Origin of the sequence: Duganella sp. 1411 (genome assembly GCF_017833525.1) — a bacterium.
Classification (GTDB): domain Bacteria; phylum Pseudomonadota; class Gammaproteobacteria; order Burkholderiales; family Burkholderiaceae_D; genus Rugamonas.
On record NZ_JAFICD010000001.1, the window covers coordinates 1,268,171 to 1,287,508 of the forward strand.

At 67.7% G+C, this 19,338-nt stretch carries 13 protein-coding genes; 5 read left to right on the plus strand and 8 right to left on the minus strand.

The window, feature by feature from the left end:
- Nucleotides 1–10: 10 nt before the first annotated feature.
- The 4 genes from JOD97_RS04950 to JOD97_RS04965 form a co-directional block, all read right to left on the minus strand.
- The gene (locus tag JOD97_RS04950) at nt 11–1,978 is read right to left on the minus strand and encodes a serine hydrolase (RefSeq protein WP_209713853.1); all 1,968 of its coding nucleotides are present in this window, start codon (nt 1,976–1,978) and stop codon (nt 11–13) included.
- Nucleotides 1,978–4,176: a TonB-dependent receptor gene (locus JOD97_RS04955; protein WP_209713855.1), complete on the minus strand. Its 2,199-nt coding sequence runs from the start codon at nt 4,174–4,176 to the stop codon at nt 1,978–1,980. The genes JOD97_RS04950 and JOD97_RS04955 overlap by 1 nt, the downstream gene beginning before the upstream one ends.
- A gap of 255 nt (nt 4,177–4,431) precedes the next feature.
- Nucleotides 4,432–5,820 carry a glycoside hydrolase family 43 protein gene (locus JOD97_RS04960; RefSeq protein ID WP_209713857.1) on the minus strand — a complete coding sequence of 463 codons (1,389 nt, stop codon included), beginning with the start codon at nt 5,818–5,820 and terminating at the stop codon, nt 4,432–4,434.
- Nucleotides 5,821–5,832: 12 nt separating this feature from the next.
- Nucleotides 5,833–8,775, minus strand: a complete 2,943-nt coding sequence (locus JOD97_RS04965) for a TonB-dependent siderophore receptor (RefSeq protein ID WP_229264183.1) — start codon at nt 8,773–8,775, stop codon at nt 5,833–5,835.
- 362 nt (nt 8,776–9,137) lie between these two features.
- On the opposite strand from JOD97_RS04965, the gene JOD97_RS04970 reads away from it, so the two are divergent.
- A complete protein-coding gene (locus tag JOD97_RS04970) occupies nt 9,138–10,154 on the plus strand; it encodes a glycoside hydrolase family 43 protein (RefSeq protein WP_229264184.1) in 1,017 nt (338 codons plus the stop codon).
- Here JOD97_RS04970 and JOD97_RS04975 read toward each other — a convergent pair.
- The 3 genes from JOD97_RS04975 to JOD97_RS04985 form a co-directional block, all read right to left on the minus strand.
- Nucleotides 10,151–10,846, minus strand: coding sequence for a GntR family transcriptional regulator (locus JOD97_RS04975; RefSeq protein WP_209713859.1), 696 nt, complete (start codon nt 10,844–10,846; stop codon nt 10,151–10,153). The genes JOD97_RS04970 and JOD97_RS04975 overlap by 4 nt on opposite strands.
- An 8-nt stretch (nt 10,847–10,854) precedes the next feature.
- Nucleotides 10,855–11,799 carry a dihydrodipicolinate synthase family protein gene (locus tag JOD97_RS04980; RefSeq protein WP_209713861.1) on the minus strand — a complete coding sequence of 315 codons (945 nt, stop codon included), beginning with the start codon at nt 11,797–11,799 and terminating at the stop codon, nt 10,855–10,857.
- Nucleotides 11,800–12,066: 267 nt separating this feature from the next.
- A complete protein-coding gene (locus JOD97_RS04985) occupies nt 12,067–13,356 on the minus strand; it encodes a sugar MFS transporter (protein ID WP_373999786.1) in 1,290 nt (429 codons plus the stop codon).
- Between the two features lie 220 nt (nt 13,357–13,576).
- Here JOD97_RS04985 and JOD97_RS04990 point away from each other — a divergent pair, with 220 nt between their 5' ends.
- The 4 genes from JOD97_RS04990 (at nt 13,577) to JOD97_RS05005 (ending at nt 18,144) form a co-directional block, all read left to right on the plus strand.
- Nucleotides 13,577–15,004 (plus strand): sensor histidine kinase, encoded by a 1,428-nt coding sequence (locus JOD97_RS04990; RefSeq protein ID WP_209713865.1) that lies wholly within the window; start codon nt 13,577–13,579, stop codon nt 15,002–15,004.
- Nucleotides 15,001–16,305, plus strand: coding sequence for an ABC transporter substrate-binding protein (locus JOD97_RS04995; RefSeq protein ID WP_373999787.1), 1,305 nt, complete (start codon nt 15,001–15,003; stop codon nt 16,303–16,305). The genes JOD97_RS04990 and JOD97_RS04995 overlap by 4 nt, the downstream gene beginning before the upstream one ends.
- 98 nt (nt 16,306–16,403) lie before the next feature.
- Complete coding sequence (locus tag JOD97_RS05000) at nt 16,404–16,970, plus strand: carboxymuconolactone decarboxylase family protein (RefSeq protein ID WP_209713866.1); 567 nt, start codon at nt 16,404–16,406, stop codon at nt 16,968–16,970.
- Entirely contained in the window at nt 16,963–18,144 is a 1,182-nt protein-coding gene (locus tag JOD97_RS05005; protein ID WP_209713868.1) for a patatin-like phospholipase family protein, read from the plus strand. The genes JOD97_RS05000 and JOD97_RS05005 overlap by 8 nt, the downstream gene beginning before the upstream one ends.
- Here JOD97_RS05005 and JOD97_RS05010 read toward each other — a convergent pair.
- The gene (locus tag JOD97_RS05010; RefSeq protein WP_209713870.1) at nt 18,137–19,252 is read right to left on the minus strand and encodes an NADH:flavin oxidoreductase; all 1,116 of its coding nucleotides are present in this window, start codon (nt 19,250–19,252) and stop codon (nt 18,137–18,139) included. The two genes, JOD97_RS05005 and JOD97_RS05010, sit on opposite strands and share 8 nt — an antisense overlap.
- Between the last annotated feature and the right edge of the window lie 86 nt (nt 19,253–19,338).

Sequence of the window (19,338 nt, forward strand, 5' to 3'; positions counted from 1 at the left end):
TTCGCGCGTATCAATAGTTGGGATTAAAGCTCAACAGGTGGTGAGAGAAGCCGACCACCACCAGCACCGCGAACGACAGCACCCACACGCCGGCCAGCGCCCGCGCGCCGTTGCCGCCGGCGCCGGCGCCGGTCCGGCCCAGGCCGCGCGCATGCCACAGCGCCGCCAGCAAACCGCCGACGAAGGCCAGCCAGGTGGTCGCCTGCGCCAAAGTCAGCATCAGGGCGGGATCGGTTTCCTCGGTCATGGCGACGGTGGCGAACCACAACGCCACGCTCAGCAGCACCAGGCAGCTCGCCACCCGCACCCACATCGCCGGGCGCGCCGGCGCGGCCACGCCGTGGCGCCGGCGCAGCAGCGCCGCCACCGGCCACACCAGCACCGTCAGCGCCGCCACGCCTAGCGCGGCCAGCAGCAGCACCAGCACCGTGGTGCCGGCCATGAACGGCACCGGCTCGAACACGAAGGCGAACACGTACGGCTCCAGCCCCCAGCGCGCGACCTTGCCGTTCTCGACGATCGCCTGCAGGCGCCGCTTGCCGTGCTCCTCCTGCCACAGGAACGGGCGCACCTCGCGGAATACGCTACGGGTGCCGCCGATGGTGATCGCCACGCGGCCGTCCTCGATGGCGTGCACACGCAACGGGCTTAGCAGCTGCAACAACGACAGGAAGGTCGAATCCTCGCGCCGCGTGTTGCGGTAGGCGCCGGCCAGCAGGCGCGCGTGCGCCTCGGCCGTGGCGCGGCCGACACCCGGGCCGGGGGCCGGCCGCGCGTCCGGCAGGTAGCGGTCGGCGAAACCCCGGTACAGATGGTCGCGCAGCCATTTGCCCTGGTCGTGGCGGCCGGGTGAGTTGACCGACACATACAGCCCGATGCCGTCGTCGGGCAGCAGGATCAGGTCGGAGTGGAACATATTGGTGTCGCCGCCGTGGCCGACGGCGCGGTGGCCGTTCATATCCTGCTGATAAAAACCCAGCCCGATGCCGTTCAGGTCCGGCATGCCGCGCGTGATGTGGGTGTGCATCAGCTCGACGGTCTCCGGGCGCAGGATGCGCTTGCCGTCGAGCTCACCCCGCCCCAGGTAGGCCAGCATGAAGCGCCCCATGTCGGCGCCGGTCGCCGCCAGGCTGCCGGCCGGCGGCAGGCTGACGATCTCGTAGCCTTGCGGCGCCTCGTCCGCGCTGGGATAGCCGAGCGACATGGCGCCCCGCAGCGCCTCGGGCAGCGGCTGGCGGAAGGTCGAATGGCGCATGCCGAGCGGCGCGAAGACGTGCCGCTCGATGTAGTCGTCGAAGGTCTGGCCGCTGACGCGCGCGACGATGTAGCCGGCCAGCGCCGTCGCCCAGTTCGAATAGCCCTGCGTGGTGCCGGGATCGTACAGATACGGTGGCATGTAGCCCTTGAGCACCTGGCCGTTGTCGGGCGTCGACGCGCCGTAGACGATCAGCCCGCGTCCCGTCTCCTCCAGGCCGGTGGTGTGCGTCATCACATGGCGCAAGGTGAGCGCCTTGCCGTTGCGTCCGGGCACCTGGAAGTCGAGGTAGCGGTTGAGGTCGGCGTCCAGATCGAGCTTGCCTTGCTCGACCAGCTGCATCACTGCCGTCCAGGTGAACAGCTTGGAGATCGAGCCGGGCCGGAACAAGGTGGCGCCGGGATCGACCGCCACCGAGCGGTCGCGGTCGGCGTAGCCATAGCCTTTTTGCAGCAGCGGCTTGCCATCCTTGACCAGCACCACCACCGCGCCGGGCACGCCGGCGATGCGCAGCGCGCTGGGCATCATGCCGTCCAGCCAGGTTTCCGCGTCGGCCGCCGTCAATATCGGCGCGGGGGTCTTGGTCGAAGCCGGCGCCGGGGCGCCGACTGTCGACAGCGGCGGCGTCAGGGGCGGCGCCGGGACTGTTTGCGCTTGCGCCGCCGCCCAGCAAACGCCGAGCGCTATCGCGGCCAGCCACGTGGCAATCGTCGGGCGGCCCATCAGAAGGCCCGCGCCAGGTTCATGCCGAAGGTGCGCGGCTGCACCGGCGTGACGCGCAGCGGGCCGCCGAACGCGGTCAAGGCCGTGTCGGCGCCGCTGAGCGCGCGTTTGTCGGCCAGGTTGCGCACGTAGGCGCCAAGCTCCCAGCCGTTGATATCGACGCCCGCCTGCAGGTCGACCAGCGTGTAGCCCGGCATGCGGAAGTTCGGGATCGACGTCGTCGGCGAATCGAAGCCGGCGTTGCGCGCCCCCACCTGCCGCACCGTCACGCCGAGGTAGGCCGGCTTGCCGGCCAGCTCGTAGCTGTAGCGCCCGCCCAGCATCGTCGACAGCCTGGCCGAATTCGGCAGCCGCGCGCCCGACGCGCCGAGCGCCGGGGCATCCTCCTTGAGCTTGGCGTCGGTGTAGGCCAGGCTGCCGTCAAGGCTAAAATGGTCGTCCAGCTGGTAGCGCAGCGCCAGCTCCGCGCCGCGCGAACCGGCCTTGCCGGCGTTGCCGGTCAGCGTGGTGGCACCGACGGCGATCGGCTGCTGCAGCTTGTCCCAGCGGATGTCGAACAGCGCCAGTTCGACGAACAGGCGCTTGTCGAGCAGGTCGGCCTTGTAACCGACCTCGTAGCTCCACAAGGTGTCGGCCGCGAACGACAGCGGCGCGCCCGGCACCACGTTGCCGTTCTGGTCGAGCGCCGGCGGATTCGGGCCGCCGGGACGGTAACCGCTGGCGGCGCGCAGGTACACGCTGCTGAATTTATCGAGCGAATAGCGCGCGGTCGCCAGATAGGTCTTGGAACTGTCCTTGCCGGGCGACTCGAAGTCCTTGACGCCGTTGGTCACCGTGCCGTACACCTGGCGGTTGCGCGCGGCGCGCGCGCCGACCGTGAACGACCAGGCCCGGGCCGGGTTCCAGGTCAGGTCGCCGTAGACGGCGTTCTCGGTAAAGCTCGACGGCTGTCCGGAGGTCACCAGCGTCGACTCCGACAGGTCGGACAGCTGCGCCCACAGGCGCTGCTCGCGGTTGCCCTTCTCCTTGTTGTGAAAGTAGCCGAGCAGCCATTCGAGCGGGCCGCGTGCCGACGTCAGGCGCACTTCGGCGGTGCGCTTGCGCAGCGCGATGACGTTGTCGAGCGCCACGAAGTTCATGCCCTCGCCGCCGAAGATCTCGGTCGCGTCCAGCGCGGTGTCGCCATCGAAGCGCTGGTGCGACCCGATCACGTTGAGCCGGGCCCAGCCGAGGTCGTACTCGATGTCGCCGGAGAGCAGCCCGGTCTTGATGGTGTACGGTTCGGCGCGGTAGAGCTTGTGGGTCAGGTCGCCGTACAGCGGCTGGCCGGTGGCGGCGTCGTACTGGACGATGCTGGTGCCGTCGCGCTCGATATTCTGGCGGGTGGCGGTCAGCCGCACGCGCAGCTTGCGGCTCGGATCGAACAGCACCGACACGCGGGCGCCGCGCGTGTCGCCGTCGTTGACGTGCTTGCCCGACACGGCGCCGGCGGCGTCGATGTAGCCGCCGTCGCGCTGGTTGAAGGCGGCCACGCGCATCGCCGCCACGCCCCCGCCCAATGGAATGTTGAGCACAGCGTTCTCGGTGTGGCCCAGGCCGCCGCCCTTGCTTTCGCGCAGCGCCAGGCCGGCCTTGCCGGAAAAGCCGGTGGCGTCGGGCTCGTTGGTCACGTACTTGAGCAGGCCGCCCATGGCGCCGGCGCCGTACAGCGTGCCCTGGGGACCGCGCAGCAATTCGACATGGTGCAGGTCCAGCAGCGACAGGTCCAGCGCCGACACCGCCTCGCCGACGAAACTGGTGCTCGATCCGAAGGCGACCTCGTCGACATAAATGCCGACGGTCGGCGCGCTCATGCTGCCCACCGAGACGCCGCGGATGTTGACCTGCCCCCGTCCGGGACCGCCGTCGCTGGCGACGTGCACGCCGGGCAGCGAGCCCACATAGTCGGTCAGCGAGGCGGCGCCCGAACGCTCGAGCGCCTCGGTGGCGAGCGTCTCGACGCGCAGCGGCACATCGCGGACCGGCTCGCGGCGGCGGGTGGCGGTGACGGTGACGACATCCATCCTGGCGCTGCCGGCCGGCGCGGCCTGGACGGTGTCCCCTGTTGCGTCGGCCGGCGCGGCCTGCGAGGAATCGGTGGCGCCGGCCTGGGCGCCCGCTTGCGCGCACGCCAGCGAAAAGACCGAGGCCAGCGCCATGGAGAGCGCCCTTCGTCGCGGCGGACAATCAACGGCGGATTGCCCTTGCGCAACGTCATGTGGGATGAACTGGGCCTGCTTCGATACGCGTCGGTACATGATGCACTCCTGGTGAGGGGACCTCGGGCAATCCGTTTTCCAAATATACATTATTTTCCACAAATTGAACAAATGGAAAATAATATAAAATATTTTCTGTGTTGGAAAACTTGTACACGGTCCCCGCACCAGCGGCTTGAGTCGGCCTTCGCCGTTCTAACGCGCCTGGAACTGCCAATAGTCGAAGTTGAACAGCGGCGCCCGCCCCTTCCCTTTGAAAACGAAGAACAGATCGTGCACGCCGGTGGCGGCGCCGACCGGCGTGTCGATGGTGCGCCAGCTCTGCCAGCCGCCGGTGTCCGGCACCGCCAGGGTCCCCAGCAGCGGGCCTTGCACGTTGCCGAGCCGGATCTCGATTTGCCCGCCCTTGGCGCCGCTGGCCACGCTGGCGGCAAAGCGCGACGGCCCGCCCGCGCCGAAATCGACGCCGGCCACCTTGATGTAGGTGCGATCGACGATGTCGGCCACGTGCATGCCGGCGCCCGGCCCCCTGGCGGTGTGCACGCCCGGGGCCCAGTCGAACGGACGATCCCAATCGTGCTTGATGCGCGAGGTCCAGGCGATGGTCTCCGCCTCCACCCGGCGATACGGGTCGAGGTGGCCGAGCTGCTCGACGCCGATGCCGTCCCACCATGGCAGCGTTGGAATGGAGCCGTCGGCGTTGTAGTCGAACCTGGCCACGGTGACCGAGCGCCGCTCGCGGTGCACCGGCGTCTGCGCGAAATTCAGCTGGTAGTTGAATCCGAAGACGTAGGAGTGCCCCTTGTAATCGATGATGCCGGGATGGTTGCCGCTCGACGCCGCATTCGACTCCATGATTTGTCCCTTGTACCGCCACGGCCCCAGCGGCGATTCGCTCATCGCGTAGCCGATGCCTTCCGGGCAGCAGGTGGACGCGTAGGCCATGTAGTAATGCCGGCCGCGCTTGTAGAACCACGGGCCTTCCTGGTAGTTGGCCGGCTTGCTGTCGCTTTTCACGATGGGGCCCGAGTACGACACCATGTCCTCGTTGAGCTTGACGTACCAGAGGTTGGGATTGCCCCAATACAGATAGGCCTGGCCGTCGTCGTCGATGGCGACGGTGGGATCGATGTAGCCCTCCGCCTTGTCGATCAACGGCTTGCCCAGCGCATCCTTGAACGGGCCGGCGGGATGGTCGGCCACCGCCACGCCGATGACGTTCTTGGGCCAGCCGGCCACGCTGACCGGCGCGTACAGATAGAACTTGCCGTTACGCGCGACCACCTGCGGCGCCCAGGCATCGTTGCTCTGCACCGCCCACGGGAACGTGGCCAGCGAGGCGACCACGCCGTGGTCGGTCCAGTTGACCATGTCGGTGGACGAGTACAACATCCAGTCGAGCATTTTGAAGTCGGCGGCGTCGTCCTCGTCGTGGCTGGTGTACAGGTAGACCACACCGTCCTGCACCAGCGGCGCCGGATCGGCGGTGAATTTGGTCTGGACGATCGGGTTGGCGGCGATGGCCGGCGCCACCGTCAGCGCCGCCACCACGACCGCCAGCGGTACGGAAAACAGATTCCACACGGCTGGCTCCTTTTAGAACGTCATGCGCAGGCCGGCGCGGTAGGTGCGCCCCACCACGTCGTAGATGCTCGGGTTGATGCCCATGCTCAGGTTGGTCTGCGGCAGCAGCACCGGCGCGCGGTCGGCCAGGTTGTCGACCTTGGCGTAGCCGGTGATCTGGGGCGTGAACTTGTAGGTCGCGCCCAGATCGAAGTAGGTCGCGCCCGCGATCTGGTTGTCGTAGATGGTCGGATGCGCCGCCGTCGGCAACGGGCAATTGGTCTGGCACTCGATGTACTCGTTGTTGTACACGCCGGCGCTGATCCAGCGCTCCGACAAGGTCACGCCGAGCTTGCCGTAATCCCACGATTGCGACAACAGCGCCTTCCATTTCGGGGTGGTGCCGAACATATTGCCGGCACCCTCGCTCGGCGTCGTGCCCGGCAGGCCGGGGTCGGAGATCGAGTGGATCATGCGGCTGGCCAGCCCGCGCAGGGTGACGACGCCGGGCACGCCGTAGTCGTTCAGGTTGGCGCGGTAGGCGGCCTCGATGTCGACGCCGCGCGTGTGCAGCGACGCGAAGTTGAAGCTTTGCGCCTGCACGAAGTTGGTGCCGGCCGGCCCGTTGATCGAGACCGCCGCGCACACCTGCTGGAAGCCGGCGTAGCACAGGTCGACCTCCTGCTGCGCGCCCAGCGAGTTGATGACGTTCTTGACCTTGATGTCGTAGTAGTCGACCGACAGGTTGAAGTTGCGCGCCCAGCTCGGCTGGCTCAACACCACGCCGAACGAGTTGTTGCGGGCGCTCTCCGGCTTCAGGTCGGGGTTGCCGACGTTGCGCTGCTGGATCTGGATCGACGAGCCCTGGGAATTGTTGACCGCCTGGTTGGTGACCGTGGTGGCGGCGAACAGTTCGCTCAGGTTGGGCGCGCGCACGTCGGCCGAACTGACCGCCCGCAGGCGCAGGCCGTCGACCGGGGTTTGCCAGGTGGCGCCCAGCTTCCAGGCGCGCGCCTTGCCGGCCGTGCTGTACTTCTCCTCGCGGTCGGCGACGTTGAGGTTGGCTTCGCCCCAGGTGGCCGACTTCAGGAACGGGATGTTGAGCTCGACATAGGCTTCCTTGACGTTGAACGCGCCCTGGCCGTTGTGGTAGTTGCCGGCGAACCAGTTGTCGCCGGTGGCCGACAAGGTCGGGTCCTGCGGATAGCTGGCGTCGTACGGCGACTGGTAGGCCACGCCGGCGCCGTACGGGTCGCCGTAGACCGCATATTTCTCGCGCCGCCACTCGGCGCCGAACGCCACCGAGATCGGACCGGCCCAGCCCTCGGTCAGCGTGCCGTTGATGTTAGCGCTAACAACATTTTGACTAGAATCGGTATGCTGCCGTGGACCGTTGCCCGGGGCGACGTAGTTCCAGGTGGCCGGGTCGACCGCGTTGTTGCCGAAGATGTTCATCGGCAGACAGCCGGCCGCCCGCGCCGCCGCGCTGCGGCAAACGATCTGGCCGCTGGCCGGGTCGCGGACCGCGTCGATGGCGAAGTTGTAGCGCGGATTGAGCGTGATGTCATGCACTTGCAGCACGGTGGTGTTCTCGCCGTGCTCGGCGTACGCGTCGTACGACCACTCCTTGCCGAACAGGCCGAACTTGCCGTTGGCGCCGACCACGAAGCGGCGCTGGGTGCGGGTCGGGTGCACGTTGATCAGCTCGGGGAACTGGGCATTGGCGGTGCCGACCGGCATCGTGCCGCCCGGGTAGCCGGAGGTGCAACCTGCCGCCACCGATGCCGGCAGGAAGGCGTTGTCGCACTTGATGGCCAGGTTGCCCTGCTTGGCCGCGCCCGGGCTCGGCGAGAATACCGACGTTACCTGCGCCCAGTTGCCGGTGACATAGATTTCGTTGTCGGCGTCGAGGTCCCACGACACGCGGCTGTAGGCCACCTCGCGCTTGAAGTTCATCGCCAGGTTGGTGCCGGCGCCGACGCTGCCGGACAAATCGCCGCCGACGCAGAAGTTGCCGACGCAATTGCTGCCGTACTGGAAAGGATAAGGCGAGCCGTCCGGGGCGAACGCCGTGCCCTTCAACGCGCCGCCGGTGATCAGGCCGTATTTGGCGTACTGCACGTGCTGGGCGTGCAGGATGCTGGTGTAGCGCGGCAGGCCGGCGGCCTGCATGGCCTTGGTCGATTCCTGCAGCGCCGGGTTTTTATACCAGTCGCGCCCGTTCGAGCCGACCTCGCCGAAGCCAGGCGAATCGACGCCGCCCTGCTTGGTGAACTCGCCGCTGACGGTCACGTGCAGGCGGTCGTCGGCGAAGCCCTTGCCCCACGCGGCCTGCAGGGTGCCGCTCTTGTCGTCGCCATAGGTGGTCATGCCGCCGCCGACGTGGGCCTTGAAGCCGGTGAATTTCTTGTCGGTGATGAAGTTGACCACGCCGCCGACCGCGTCCGAACCGTAGGACGCCGAGGCGCCGCCGGTGACCACGTCGACCCGCTTGACCAGCAGTTGCGGGAACTGGCTGACGTCGGTCACGCCGGTGACGTTGGCGCCGACCACGCGCTGGCCGTCGAGCAAGGTCAGCGTGCGGTTCGGGCCGAGGCCGCGCAGCGACAACGAAGACAGGCCCTGCAGGCCGCTCGAGGTGCTGAAGGTGTTGACCGTGCGGCCGGTGCTGCCCTGCAGAGCCGGCAATTCGGTCAGCGTTTCGAAGATGTTCGGTTTGGCCGCCTTGTCGAGGTCGGCGGTGGTCAGGCTGGTGGTCGGCGTCGGCTGGCTGAAACCGCGCGCGGCGATGCGGGAACCGGACACGACCACGGTATTTTCCGGGGTGGCCGTGGGCGCGGCTGGGGCGTCGGCCGGTTGGGCGGCGGCCTGGGAATCGGCCTGAACGTCGGCCTGGGCCTGGGCCGGCGTGGACAACATGCCGTAGGCGCCGGCCAGCGCAAGGCACATCAATCGTTGTTGAAGTGGGGTTTTCATATGGTCTCCTTCTTTTTTAATGTGTGCCGCCGTCCGTTTGCGGCTTATGCTGTGATGTTTAGTAAAACGATCGAACTAACCCAATGTAGCCATGGCATTGTCGAAGAACCAATAACATTTTTTATCGTAGCGATATCGGAATGAATATCGGTCGGCGCGCCGCCAGAGGGCGGCGGCAACCAAATGACAGCGGTACCATCGAGCTGCGCATCGCGCGCCGGGAGTGGGTTGTGGCTAAAAAGCCACCATCGCCAGCCGGATTCCGGGTCCAAAAACCATTGGACATCCTCGGGACCAACCGTTAGCATCGGGGCCGCGATGTTTGCGCATATCATTTGATGGCTAAAAAAACGGAGACGGCTATGCGGCACGAGCTTACGATGCGCCTGCAAAAAATGCGGGCATGGATGGCGCTTTGCGTCCTGACGATGGCATTGCCGGCGGCGGCACAGGGCGCGCCCGGTTCCAATCCCATCATCCGCGACAAATTCACGGCCGATCCCGCCCCGCTAGTGGTCGGCGATACCTTGTACTTGTACGTCGGCCATGACGAGGCGCAGCGCGACGAGATGTTCAATATGCGCGAATGGCTGGTCTACTCCACCAAGGACATGCGCACCTGGACCAGCCATGCGCCGATCATGAACGTGAAGGATTTCAAGTGGGCCAAGGCCGACGCGTGGGCGTCGCAGACGATCGAAAAGAACGGCAAGTTCTATTTCTACGCGGCGGTCGAGCACGACGCCACCCATCCGGGCAAGGCGATCGGGGTGGCCGTGTCCGACAAACCGACCGGCCCCTTCGTCGACGCGCGCGGCTCGGCGCTGGTCACCAACCAGATGACGCCCAAGGGCACGCACAGTTGGGAGGACATCGATCCGACCGTCCTCACCGACGACGACGGCACCAGCTGGCTGGCATGGGGCAACCGCCAATGCTATATCGCCAAGCTGAAGCCCAATATGACGGAGCTCGACGGCCCGATCCAGGAGATCACGCCGCCGCACTTCGAGGAAGGCCCGTGGCTGCACAAGCGCGGCAAGCTGTATTACCTGACCTACGCGTCGCTCGACCGCAGCACGCAGCGCGACGAGCACGTGTCGTATGCGACGGCGCCGGCCATCACCGGCCCGTGGACCTATCGCGGACTGCTGACCGGTTCGGGCAAATACAGTTTCACCATCCACCCCGGCATCGTGCAGTTCAAGGACAACTGGTATTTGTTCCTGCATAACGCCACGCTGGCGATCGGCGACATGAACGGCGCCATCGGACGGCGCGCGGTCACGGTCGAACATCTGCAATACAACGCCGACGGCACCATGCGGCCGGTGGAGCAGACGGCGGCCGGTGTCAGCGTGCCGCCAACGTCTAACTAAGGACGGCGGCGCGACAGGATGAAGCGCTCCAGCTCGGCGGCCGCGTGTTCGATATGCCGCTTGAGCAGGCCCGCCGCCGCCCGCACCTCGCCGGTTTTGCACAGGCGCACCAGCTCCTCGTGCTCGTCCTCGGCGCGCCGGCAACTATCGGCGCTCAAGGACAACTGCAGGCGCGTGTAGCGGTCGGTCTGTTGCAGCAGGCCGGCGACGATGGCCAAGGTGCGCGGCTGTTCGGCGCGCGACATCAGCACGTCGTGCAGCCGCGTATTGAGTTCGCCCCAACGGGTCGGGTCCTGCGTGTGCAACTCCTCCCGGTACTCGGCCAGGATGGCGTCGATTTCCGCGAAGTCGGCCGCGGTCAGCCTGGGCGCCGACTTTTTCAGCAGCAGCGGCTCGAGCAAGCCGCGCAGCATGAACAACTCGTTGATCTCGGCGACCGACAATTCGGACACCACCGCGCCCTTGTGGGGCACGATCCTGACCAGGCCCTCGCCTTCCAGCTGCACCAGCGCCTCGCGCACCGGGATCCGGCTGATGCCGAATTCGGCCGCCAGCGCGTCCTGCCGCAGTTGATAGCCGTCCGGCAGGTCGCCGGCCATGATCTTGCGGCGCAACGCGTCCGCCGCCTGCTCGGCGACGGTCGTCACCGCGAAACGCGGCGCGGCGGCCTTGGTGCTGGCGGGAGGACTCATGGAGGGCTTTACGCCGCCACCTCTTTCGACCAGCCGGCGTACCAGGTGCGGAACAGGCCGTACTGGATCTCGGCATAGCGGCGCTGGCTGTCGCTGAGGACATCGGTTTCGTTGAAGTGCAGCGTGTATTCCTTGTCGCCGTTGAGCACCATCAGATATTTGTAGAACAGCACCAGGTCGGTGCCCTCGTCGAACGACGACAGCACGGCCAGCGCCGATTCCAGCTCGCGGGCCTGGCGGCGGGCGGTGACGTCGCCCTTGGCGGCCTTACGGCACAGGTCGACCAGTTGCAGCACTTCGCGCGGCAAGGCGTTGCCGATGCCGGTGATGGCGCCGGTGGCGCCGCAGTTGACGAAGCCGTGGAACACCTGCGTGTCGACGCCGGCCATCAGCGTGACGTCCTCGTCCTGGCTGGTGATGTGTTCGGCCGCGTAGCGCAGATCGACCGCGCCGCCGAACTCCTTGAAGCCGATCAGGTTCGGATGCTTGGCGCGCAGTTCGAAGAACAGGTCGGCACGGGTGGCGAAGCCGTAGTACGGGCTGTTGTAAATCACGCTAGGCAGCTTGGGCGCCGCCTCGAGCACGGCGGAGAAATGCGCCTTTTGCGCCGCTGGCGAAGCGCCGCGCGACAGCACCCGTGGAATCACCATCAGGCCGCTCGCGCCCACTTTGGCCGCGTGCGCGGCGTGCGACACCGCCTCCTTCGAGTTGACCGCGCCGGTGCCGACGATGGTCGGCACGCCGGCCGCGACCAGGCGCGCCACGCCTTCCTGGCGCTGCGCTTCGGTCAGCAGCGGCCAGTCGCCCATCGAGCCGCAATACACCACCGCGCTCATGCCGAGGTCGACCAGTTCGCGGCCCTTCTTCACCAGCGCGTCGAAATCGGGGGCGCGCTCGGGGGTGCAGGGGGTCATGAGGGCCGGAATAGTGCCGGTGAAGATATTGTCGCTCATGGTGCTTCCTTCAATATATGTTGGGTGGTTTGGGGAGGTGAACGCGAGGGCATCACCGTCCCTGAATCATAATCCCTTTGGATATTTTATACAATCCTGAAAATAAAAAATGCCGATCACGTCGGCAAGTCGTTGATTTGTATGGGGATAGTAGCTGTTGCGCCGGCGGTCTGGCGCGGCGTTTTGCGAAAAACCGGCCGGGACCGGCGCCGAATCGAGCCGCGCGTTGGCGGTATCGGCGTGTCCCGGCGCGGCCGGAGTGCGGCTTTAAGCCGGCTTGTCCGACACGTACATGCCGGCGTATTTCAGACCATAGAACAGCACGTACAGGTAGCACAGGATCGGCAGCAGGAACGACCATTGCACGCCGACCGTGTCGGCCAGCAGGCCTTGGCCGAACGGCACGATGGCGCCGCCGACGATGGCCATGCACAGCAGGCCGGAGCCCTGGCCCGTGGCCGGACCGAGCTTATGCAGCGCCATGCTGAAGATGGTCGGGAACATGATCGAGTTGCACAGGCCGACCATCAGCAACGCCCACATCGCGAGCTTACCGCTGGCAAACACCGCCACCAGGATCAGCAGCACCGAGCCGGCCGCCGTCGCGCCCAGCGCCTTGCCGGGGCTGACCTTGCGCATCACGCCGAAGCCGATGAAGCGCCCCACCATCGCCCCGCCCCAGTAATAGCTGACGTAAGGCGCGGCGTCGGCCGCCGTCATGCCGGCGACGTTGGGCTCGCCGAGGAAGTTGATCAACAGGCTGCCGATCGACACTTCGCCGCCGACGTACAGGAAGATCGCCAGCGCGCCCAGCACCAGGTGGCGGTGCGACAGCAGCGACACCTTGGCCGCCTCGTCGCCGGCGCGCTGCACGATGCGCGGCAGGCGCGCCAGCGCGAAGAACAGCGCCAGTCCCAGCAGCACGGCGCCCAGCGCCAGATACGGTCCCTGCACGGCGGCCGCCTCATGCGCCTTGTAGGCCGCCTGGCCCGCCGCCGGCAGTTGCGCGTATTCCTGCGCCGACAGCACGGCGCCGGACAGGATCAGCATGCCGCCCAGCGTCGGGGCGACGGTGGTGCCCAGCGCGTTGAAGGCCTGCGTCAACGTCAGGCGGCTGGACGCGGTCGCGGCCGGCCCCAGGTTGGTGACGTAGGGATTGGCGGCCACTTGCAGGATGGTGATGCCGCTGGCGAGCACGAACAGCGCGCCCAGGAACAGGCCGTAGCCACCCAGCGAGGCCGGGTAGAACAGGCCGCAGCCGATGGCCGCGACCACCAGCCCGGTGACGACGCCGCCCTGGTAGCCGATGCGCCGTATCAGCGCGCCGGCCGGCACCGACACCAGGAAGTAGGCGCCGAAGAAGCAGAATTGCACCAGCATCGCCTGCACGTAGGTCAGCGTGTAGACCGCCTTCAGATGGGGAATGAGCACGTCGTTCAGCGAGGTCAGCAGACCCCACATGAAGAACAACATGATGATGACGAACAGCGCGCCTTGATTGGTCTTGGTCGCGCCTGACGCGACGCCGCCATCGACGGTGGGGGAAAGATTTGCCACGTTAATCCTTTTTTTATCTTGTAATGGAGCAACGGCGCCTTGCGGTGCCGCTACGTCTCCTGCCAGTATGACCTTAAAGATCATTAATAAATGATAGCACCGCATTAATGATACGTAAATAATCTTCGTGCCGTGCTCGGCGCTTTCTGGCAAATGAATTCATTTATTGTTAAACTCCCCGCATGCCTACCCTCCCCGCCGACGGCGCCAGCTGAGCACGATGGTCTCCCTGCACCGCAAGTTGCTGCTTTGGCTGCTGCTGCCGCAATTGATCCTGTGGGTCGCCGGCGGCGTGGCCACCTACCGGCTTGCGGCCGGCTATGCCAACCGCGCCATCGACGCCAGCCTGGCGCAGACCTCGCGCGCGCTGCTGCGCCAGGTCAAACCCATCGAGCAGGGCTTGCTGATCGATTTTCCGCGCGCGGCGCAGGACGTGCTGGAGGCCGATCCCAAGGACCGCCTGATGTATACCGTCAGCACGCCGCCGGGCCGCTTCATCCTCGGCAACAACAACCTGCCGGCGCCGCCCCCGGCCGCCAGCCACGCGCTCGACACCCCCTATTTCTATGACGGCGAGGTGGCGCCGCAACCGGGAACCGGCGGCCCGCCCAAGAAAATGCGCATCGCCGCGCTGTACGTCGGCTTCGGCGACCTGAGCGCGCCCAACCAGACCATGCTGGTCCAGGTGGCGCGCAGCAGCGCCAACCGGGAGGAGCTGGCGCGCGCCATCCTCGGCGACACGCTGCTGCCGCTGTCGGTGCTGGTGGCGGCGATGAGCCTGATCGTCTGGGCCGGCGTGCGCGCCGGGCTGGCGCCGCTGGCGCGGCTGCGGCGCGAGGTCGAGAGCCGCGCGCCCGACGACCTGACGCCGCTCAAGCTGGACCTGGCGCCGGTCGAATTGCGCTCGCTGGCCGGCGCGCTGAACCACCTGCTCGAATCGGTGCGCGGCCAGGTCGGCGCGCAGCAGCGCTTCATCGGCGACGCCGCGCACCAGTTGCGCACGCCGCTGGCGGGCCTGAAAAGCCAGACCCGGCTGGCCCTGGATGCGGCCACCGACGAGGCCCAGCGCAGCCGCCTGGCGCTGGTGCACCAGAGCGCCACGCGCAGCGCCCACCTGGTGGCGCAGTTGCTGACGCTGGCGCGCGCCGAGCCGGGATCGGCGGCCGCGCTCGAGCGCACCCAGTTCGACCTGCAGCGCCTGGTGCAGGACTTGGTGGCGCAGCTGGTGCCGCGCGCGCTGCGGGCCGGCGCCGACCTCGGCGTGGGCAGCGACGACGGCGCGGTGGCCGTGTATGCCAACGCGCCGCTGTTGCGCGAGGCGCTCACCAACCTGATCGACAACGCCATCCACTACGCCGGGCGCGGCGCCGAGATCACCGTCAGCGCCCGCGCCGAGGGTGGGTGGGCGGTCGTCACCGTCGAGGACAACGGCCCCGGCATCGCACCGGCCGACCGCGCGCGCGTGTTCGAGCGCTTCGTGCGCGCCACCGACCTGGGCGACGGCTGCGGCCTGGGACTGGCCATCGTCAAGGAGATCGTCGAGCGCCATCATGGCGGCGTCGAACTGTCGGACGCCGCGCCGCGCGGCTTGCGCGTCACGCTGCGCCTGCCCGCCGCGCGGGAAGCGGCGCCGGAGGACGCGGCGTGAGGCGCCCCGCCTGCCCCGTCCCGCGCCGCGCCGCGCTGGCCGCCGCTATCGCCACCTTGGCCGCGCTGGCCGGGTTCGCGTTCGCCGCCGGCCCGCAGGCGCCGCCGCGCGCCGTCGACGAGGTCGAAGTGCTGCATTTCTGGACCAGCGGCGGCGAGGCGGCGGCGCTGGCCAAGCTCAAGGCCACCTTGCGCGCCGAGGGCCACAACTGGAAGGACTTCACGGTGGCCGACGGCGGCGGCGGCCTGGCGATGATGATGCTCAACTCGCGCGTCGTCTCCGGCAACCCGCCGACCGCCGCACAGATCAAGGGCGCGGCGATCCAGGAATGGGCGCGCAACGACCGCCTGGCCAGCATCGACGAGGTGGCGCGCGCCGACCAGTGGAACACGCTGCTGCCGGCCACCGTCAGCGACACGATGAAGTACCACGGCCGCTACATCGCCGCGCCGCTCAACGTGCATCGGGTCAACTGGCTGTGGATCAACCCGGCCGCGCTCAAGAAGGCCAACGCCAAGCCGCCCGCCACCTGGGACGAGTTCTTCGCCGTCGCCGACGCGATGAAGAAGGCCGGCCTGGTGCCGGTCGCCCACAGCGGCCAGTCGTGGCTCGACATGGGCGCCTTCGAGAGCGTGGCGATCGGCGTCGGCGGCGTCGAGTTCTACAAGCGCGCGTTCCTGCGGCTCGAGCCGTCCGCGCTGGTCAGCCCGGAGATGGAAAAGACGCTGGCCACCTACAAGCGCCTGAAGAGCTACACGGCCAACACCGGCGCCGGCCACGACTGGGTGGCGGCGACCGCCATGCTCACCAGCGGCCAGGCCGGCATGCTGATGATGGGCGACTGGGCCAAGGCCGAGATGCGGGCGGCCGGCAAGCGCCCCGGGGTCGACGTGCTGTGCGTGCCGATGCCGGACACGGCCGGCGCCTTCACGTTCGACATCGACGCGCTGGCCATGTTCCAGGTCAACGGCCGCGACAAGCAGGCCCAGCAGGATCTGGCGCGGGCCGTGATGGACAAGGATTTCCAGCAGGAGTTCAACCTGGCCAAGGGCTCGATCCCGGTCCGGCTCGACGTCAAGCTGGACAAGTTCGACGACTGCGCCAAGCGCTCGGGCGCCGACTTCAAAAGCAGCGCCCGCCGCGGCACCCTGCTGCCCAGCCTGGCCCACGGCATGGCGCAGCCGTCGCACACGGTGGCGCGGATGTGGGACGTCATCAGCCAGTTCTGGGCCCAGGACAAGATGAGCGCGCGCGAGGCGATGGCCAGGCTGGCCGAGGCCGCGCGCGCCGACGCCCGCTGACGCCCACGCACGATACAAACCGACACACTCGCACGGCAGCGGCCGGCATATAGTATCTCCAAGTAATCCCAACCCGATCACACCTGGAGAGTAACGATATGCGTCTGCCCCTGATCGCCCCGGCCGAATTGAGCGCCGAACAAAAACCGCTGTACGACGATATGCGCAAGGGTATCGCCAGCAATTTCAACGCGTTCAAGAGCGAACGGGAGGACGGCGCCCTGATGGGGCCGTGGAATCCATGGCTGCACCAGCCGGCGATCGGCAAGGCGATCTGGGACCTGACCCTGGCGATGACGGCCGGCGCCGTGCTGCCCGACAATGTGCGCCAGATCGTGATCCTGGTGGTGGGCGCGCGCTACGGCGCCGCCTACGAGCTGTACGCCCATGTGGCCGTCGCCGAGCACGAGGGCATGGCGCCGGCGCGCCTGGGTGCGCTGGTGGCCGGCCTCAAGCCGACCGACCTGTCGACGAACGAGAACATCGGCTTCGACTTCTCGTACGCGCTCAGCCGGGGCGGCGTGCTGCCCGAGCCGCTGTACCGGCAGGCGGTGGAGGCGTTCGGCCAGACCGGCACCAACGAGCTGATCTATTTAGTCGGGCTGTACGCGCTGGTCTCGACCACGCTCAACGGCTTCAACGTGCCGGTGCCCGAGCGTGAATAAGCGCGACCCCAGCCAGCCGCGCGGCCCGCGGCCGATCACCGGCAGCGCCCGGCGCGGCCGCGTCGAGTTCGAGAACGTCGCGCTGGTGCTGCAGGGTGGCGGCGCGCTGGGCGCCTACCAGGCCGGCGTCTACGAAAAATTGCTGGAGATCGGCGTCGATCCGACCTGGCTGGCCGGCATCTCGATCGGCGCCATCAACAGCGCCATCATCGCCGGCAACGCCCGCGAACACCGGGTCGCGCGCCTGCGTGAATTCTGGGACCAGGTCAGCGCGCCGGGCGGCGGCTTCCCCGGCGGCCCGTTCGACGCCTGGGCGCTGCCGGACGTCCAGCGCGGCTGGCTCAACCAGTTCGCCGCCGGCAACGTCCTGATGCAGGGCGTGCCCGGCTTCTTCCGCCCGCGCGTGCCCTCGCCGCTGCTGTCATGGAACGGCGCCGGCACCAGCTACTACGACACCGAACCGCTGCGCGCCACGCTCGAGCGGCTGGTCGACTTCGACCGCATCAACGCCCGCGAGACCCGGCTCAGCGTGGGCGCGGTCAATGTCCGCACCGGCAACTTCGCCTACTTCGACAACGCCGTCGACAAAATCGGCCCGGAGCACATCATGGCCAGTTGCGCGCTGCCGCCCGGCTTCGATTCGGTCGAGATCGACGGCGAGCACTACTGGGACGGCGGCATGGTGTCGAACACCCCGCTCGACTGGGTGCTGTCGGCGTGCTCGTCGCTCGACACGCTGGTGCTGCAGGTGGACTTGTGGAGCGCGCGCGGCCAGTTGCCGACCGATATGGCCAGCGTGGCCACGCGCATGAAGGAGATCCAGTATTCGAGCCGCACCCGCAACGCCACCGACGCCTTCCGCCGCCTGGAGCAGTTGCGCACGCCATTCAAGCAATTGCTGGCGCTGATGCCGGCCGAGCTGGCGGCCTCGCCGCAGGCGCTGCTGCTGGTCGACGAGCTGGAGCCGGCGCTGTACAACATCGTCGAGCTGGTGTACCGCTCGGCGACCTACGAGGGCCAGTACAAGGACTTCGAGTTTTCGCGCCGGACCATGACCGAGCACTGGCAGGCCGGGCTGGCCGACGCCACCAGGACCTTCGCGCACCAGGAGATCTTCCGCCTGCCGCGCGCCGAGGACAGTCCGGCCCACTACGACTTCCTGACCGTTAAATGAGCTCCGCCAGCGCGGCGGCGTCGAAACCCTTCAGGCTTTCGTGCTCGCCGCGCTGGACCTTCGCGGTCCAGGCGGGGTCGCTGATCAAGGCGCGGCCGACGGCGATCAGATCGAACTCGTCGCGCTCCATGCGCTCGACCAGGCGGTTCAGACTCATGGTGCCCGAGCCCTTGCCCTGGAAGGCGTTCAGCACGTCGCCATCGAGGCCGACCGAACCCACGCTGATGGTGGTCGCGCCGGTCAGCTTCTTGGCCCAGCCGGCGGCGTTCAAGCCGTTCTCGCCATCGACTTCCGGGAACTCCGGTTCCCAGAAACGCCGCTGCGAGCAATGCAGCACGTCCACCCCGGCCTCGACCAGCGGCAACAGCCAGTCCGACATCGCCGCCGGCGTCTCGGCCAGGCGCACGGTCAAGTCCTGCTGCTTCCATTGGCTGACCCGCATGATGATCGGGAACTCGGCGCCGACCGCCTTGCGCACCTCCGCCACGATCTCCCTGGCGAAACGCGACCGCTCCTTGAGCGTCGCGCCGCCGTAGCGGTCGTCGCGCAGGTTGGTACCGGCCCAGAAGAATTGATCGATCAGATAGCCGTGCGCGCCGTGGATCTCCACCGTGTCGAAGCCCAGCCGCTTGGCGTCGGCCGCCGCCTTGCCGAAGGCGGCGATGGTGTCGGCGATGGCGCTGTCGCCCATGGCCTGGCCGCGCGCCGCGCCGGGGGCGTTCAGCCCGGACGGGCTTTCGACCGGCGCCTCGGGCTCCCACTCGCCGGAGCGGACCGCGCCGGTGTGCCACAGCTGCGGCCCCATGCGCCCGCCGGCGCCGTGCACGGCGTCGATCACGCCTTTCCAACCGGCCAGCGCCGCCTCGCCATGGAACATCGGAACGTTGGGCTCGTTGCGCGACGCGGGCCGGTCGACCACGGTGCCTTCGGACAGGATCAGTCCGACCTGCCCGGCCGCGCGGCGCTGGTAGTACGCGGCGTTGGCCTCGTTGGGCACGCCGTTGGGGGAGAAGTTGCGCGTCATCGGCGCCATGACGATGCGGTTTTTCAGCTCAAGCGACTTGATGGTGAGTGGGCGGAACAGCACGTTCGTATCGATGGAAGTCATAAGGTGGACTCAATTGTTGTTGGAGTCTGCATGGTATATGAAATATACTTGGAGTCAATTAGGCACCTTGTGGTGCCTAGGTATAG

Bases quoted from the DNA above. Each gene is read 5' to 3' on its own strand.
- JOD97_RS04970 (WP_229264184.1), top strand. From the start codon at position 9,138: ATGCGGCACGAGCTTACGATGCGCCTGCAAAAAATGCGGGCATGGATG.
- JOD97_RS04965 (WP_229264183.1), bottom strand. From the start codon at position 8,775: ATGAAAACCCCACTTCAACAACGATTGATGTGCCTTGCGCTGGCCGGC.
- JOD97_RS04990 (WP_209713865.1), top strand. From the start codon at position 13,577: ATGGTCTCCCTGCACCGCAAGTTGCTGCTTTGGCTGCTGCTGCCGCAA.
- JOD97_RS04980 (WP_209713861.1), bottom strand. From the start codon at position 11,799: ATGAGCGACAATATCTTCACCGGCACTATTCCGGCCCTCATGACCCCC.
- JOD97_RS05010 (WP_209713870.1), bottom strand. From the start codon at position 19,252: ATGACTTCCATCGATACGAACGTGCTGTTCCGCCCACTCACCATCAAG.
- JOD97_RS04950 (WP_209713853.1), bottom strand. From the start codon at position 1,978: ATGGGCCGCCCGACGATTGCCACGTGGCTGGCCGCGATAGCGCTCGGC.
- JOD97_RS05000 (WP_209713866.1), top strand. From the start codon at position 16,404: ATGCGTCTGCCCCTGATCGCCCCGGCCGAATTGAGCGCCGAACAAAAA.
- JOD97_RS04975 (WP_209713859.1), bottom strand. From the start codon at position 10,846: ATGAGTCCTCCCGCCAGCACCAAGGCCGCCGCGCCGCGTTTCGCGGTG.
- JOD97_RS04955 (WP_209713855.1), bottom strand. From the start codon at position 4,176: ATGGCGCTGGCCTCGGTCTTTTCGCTGGCGTGCGCGCAAGCGGGCGCC.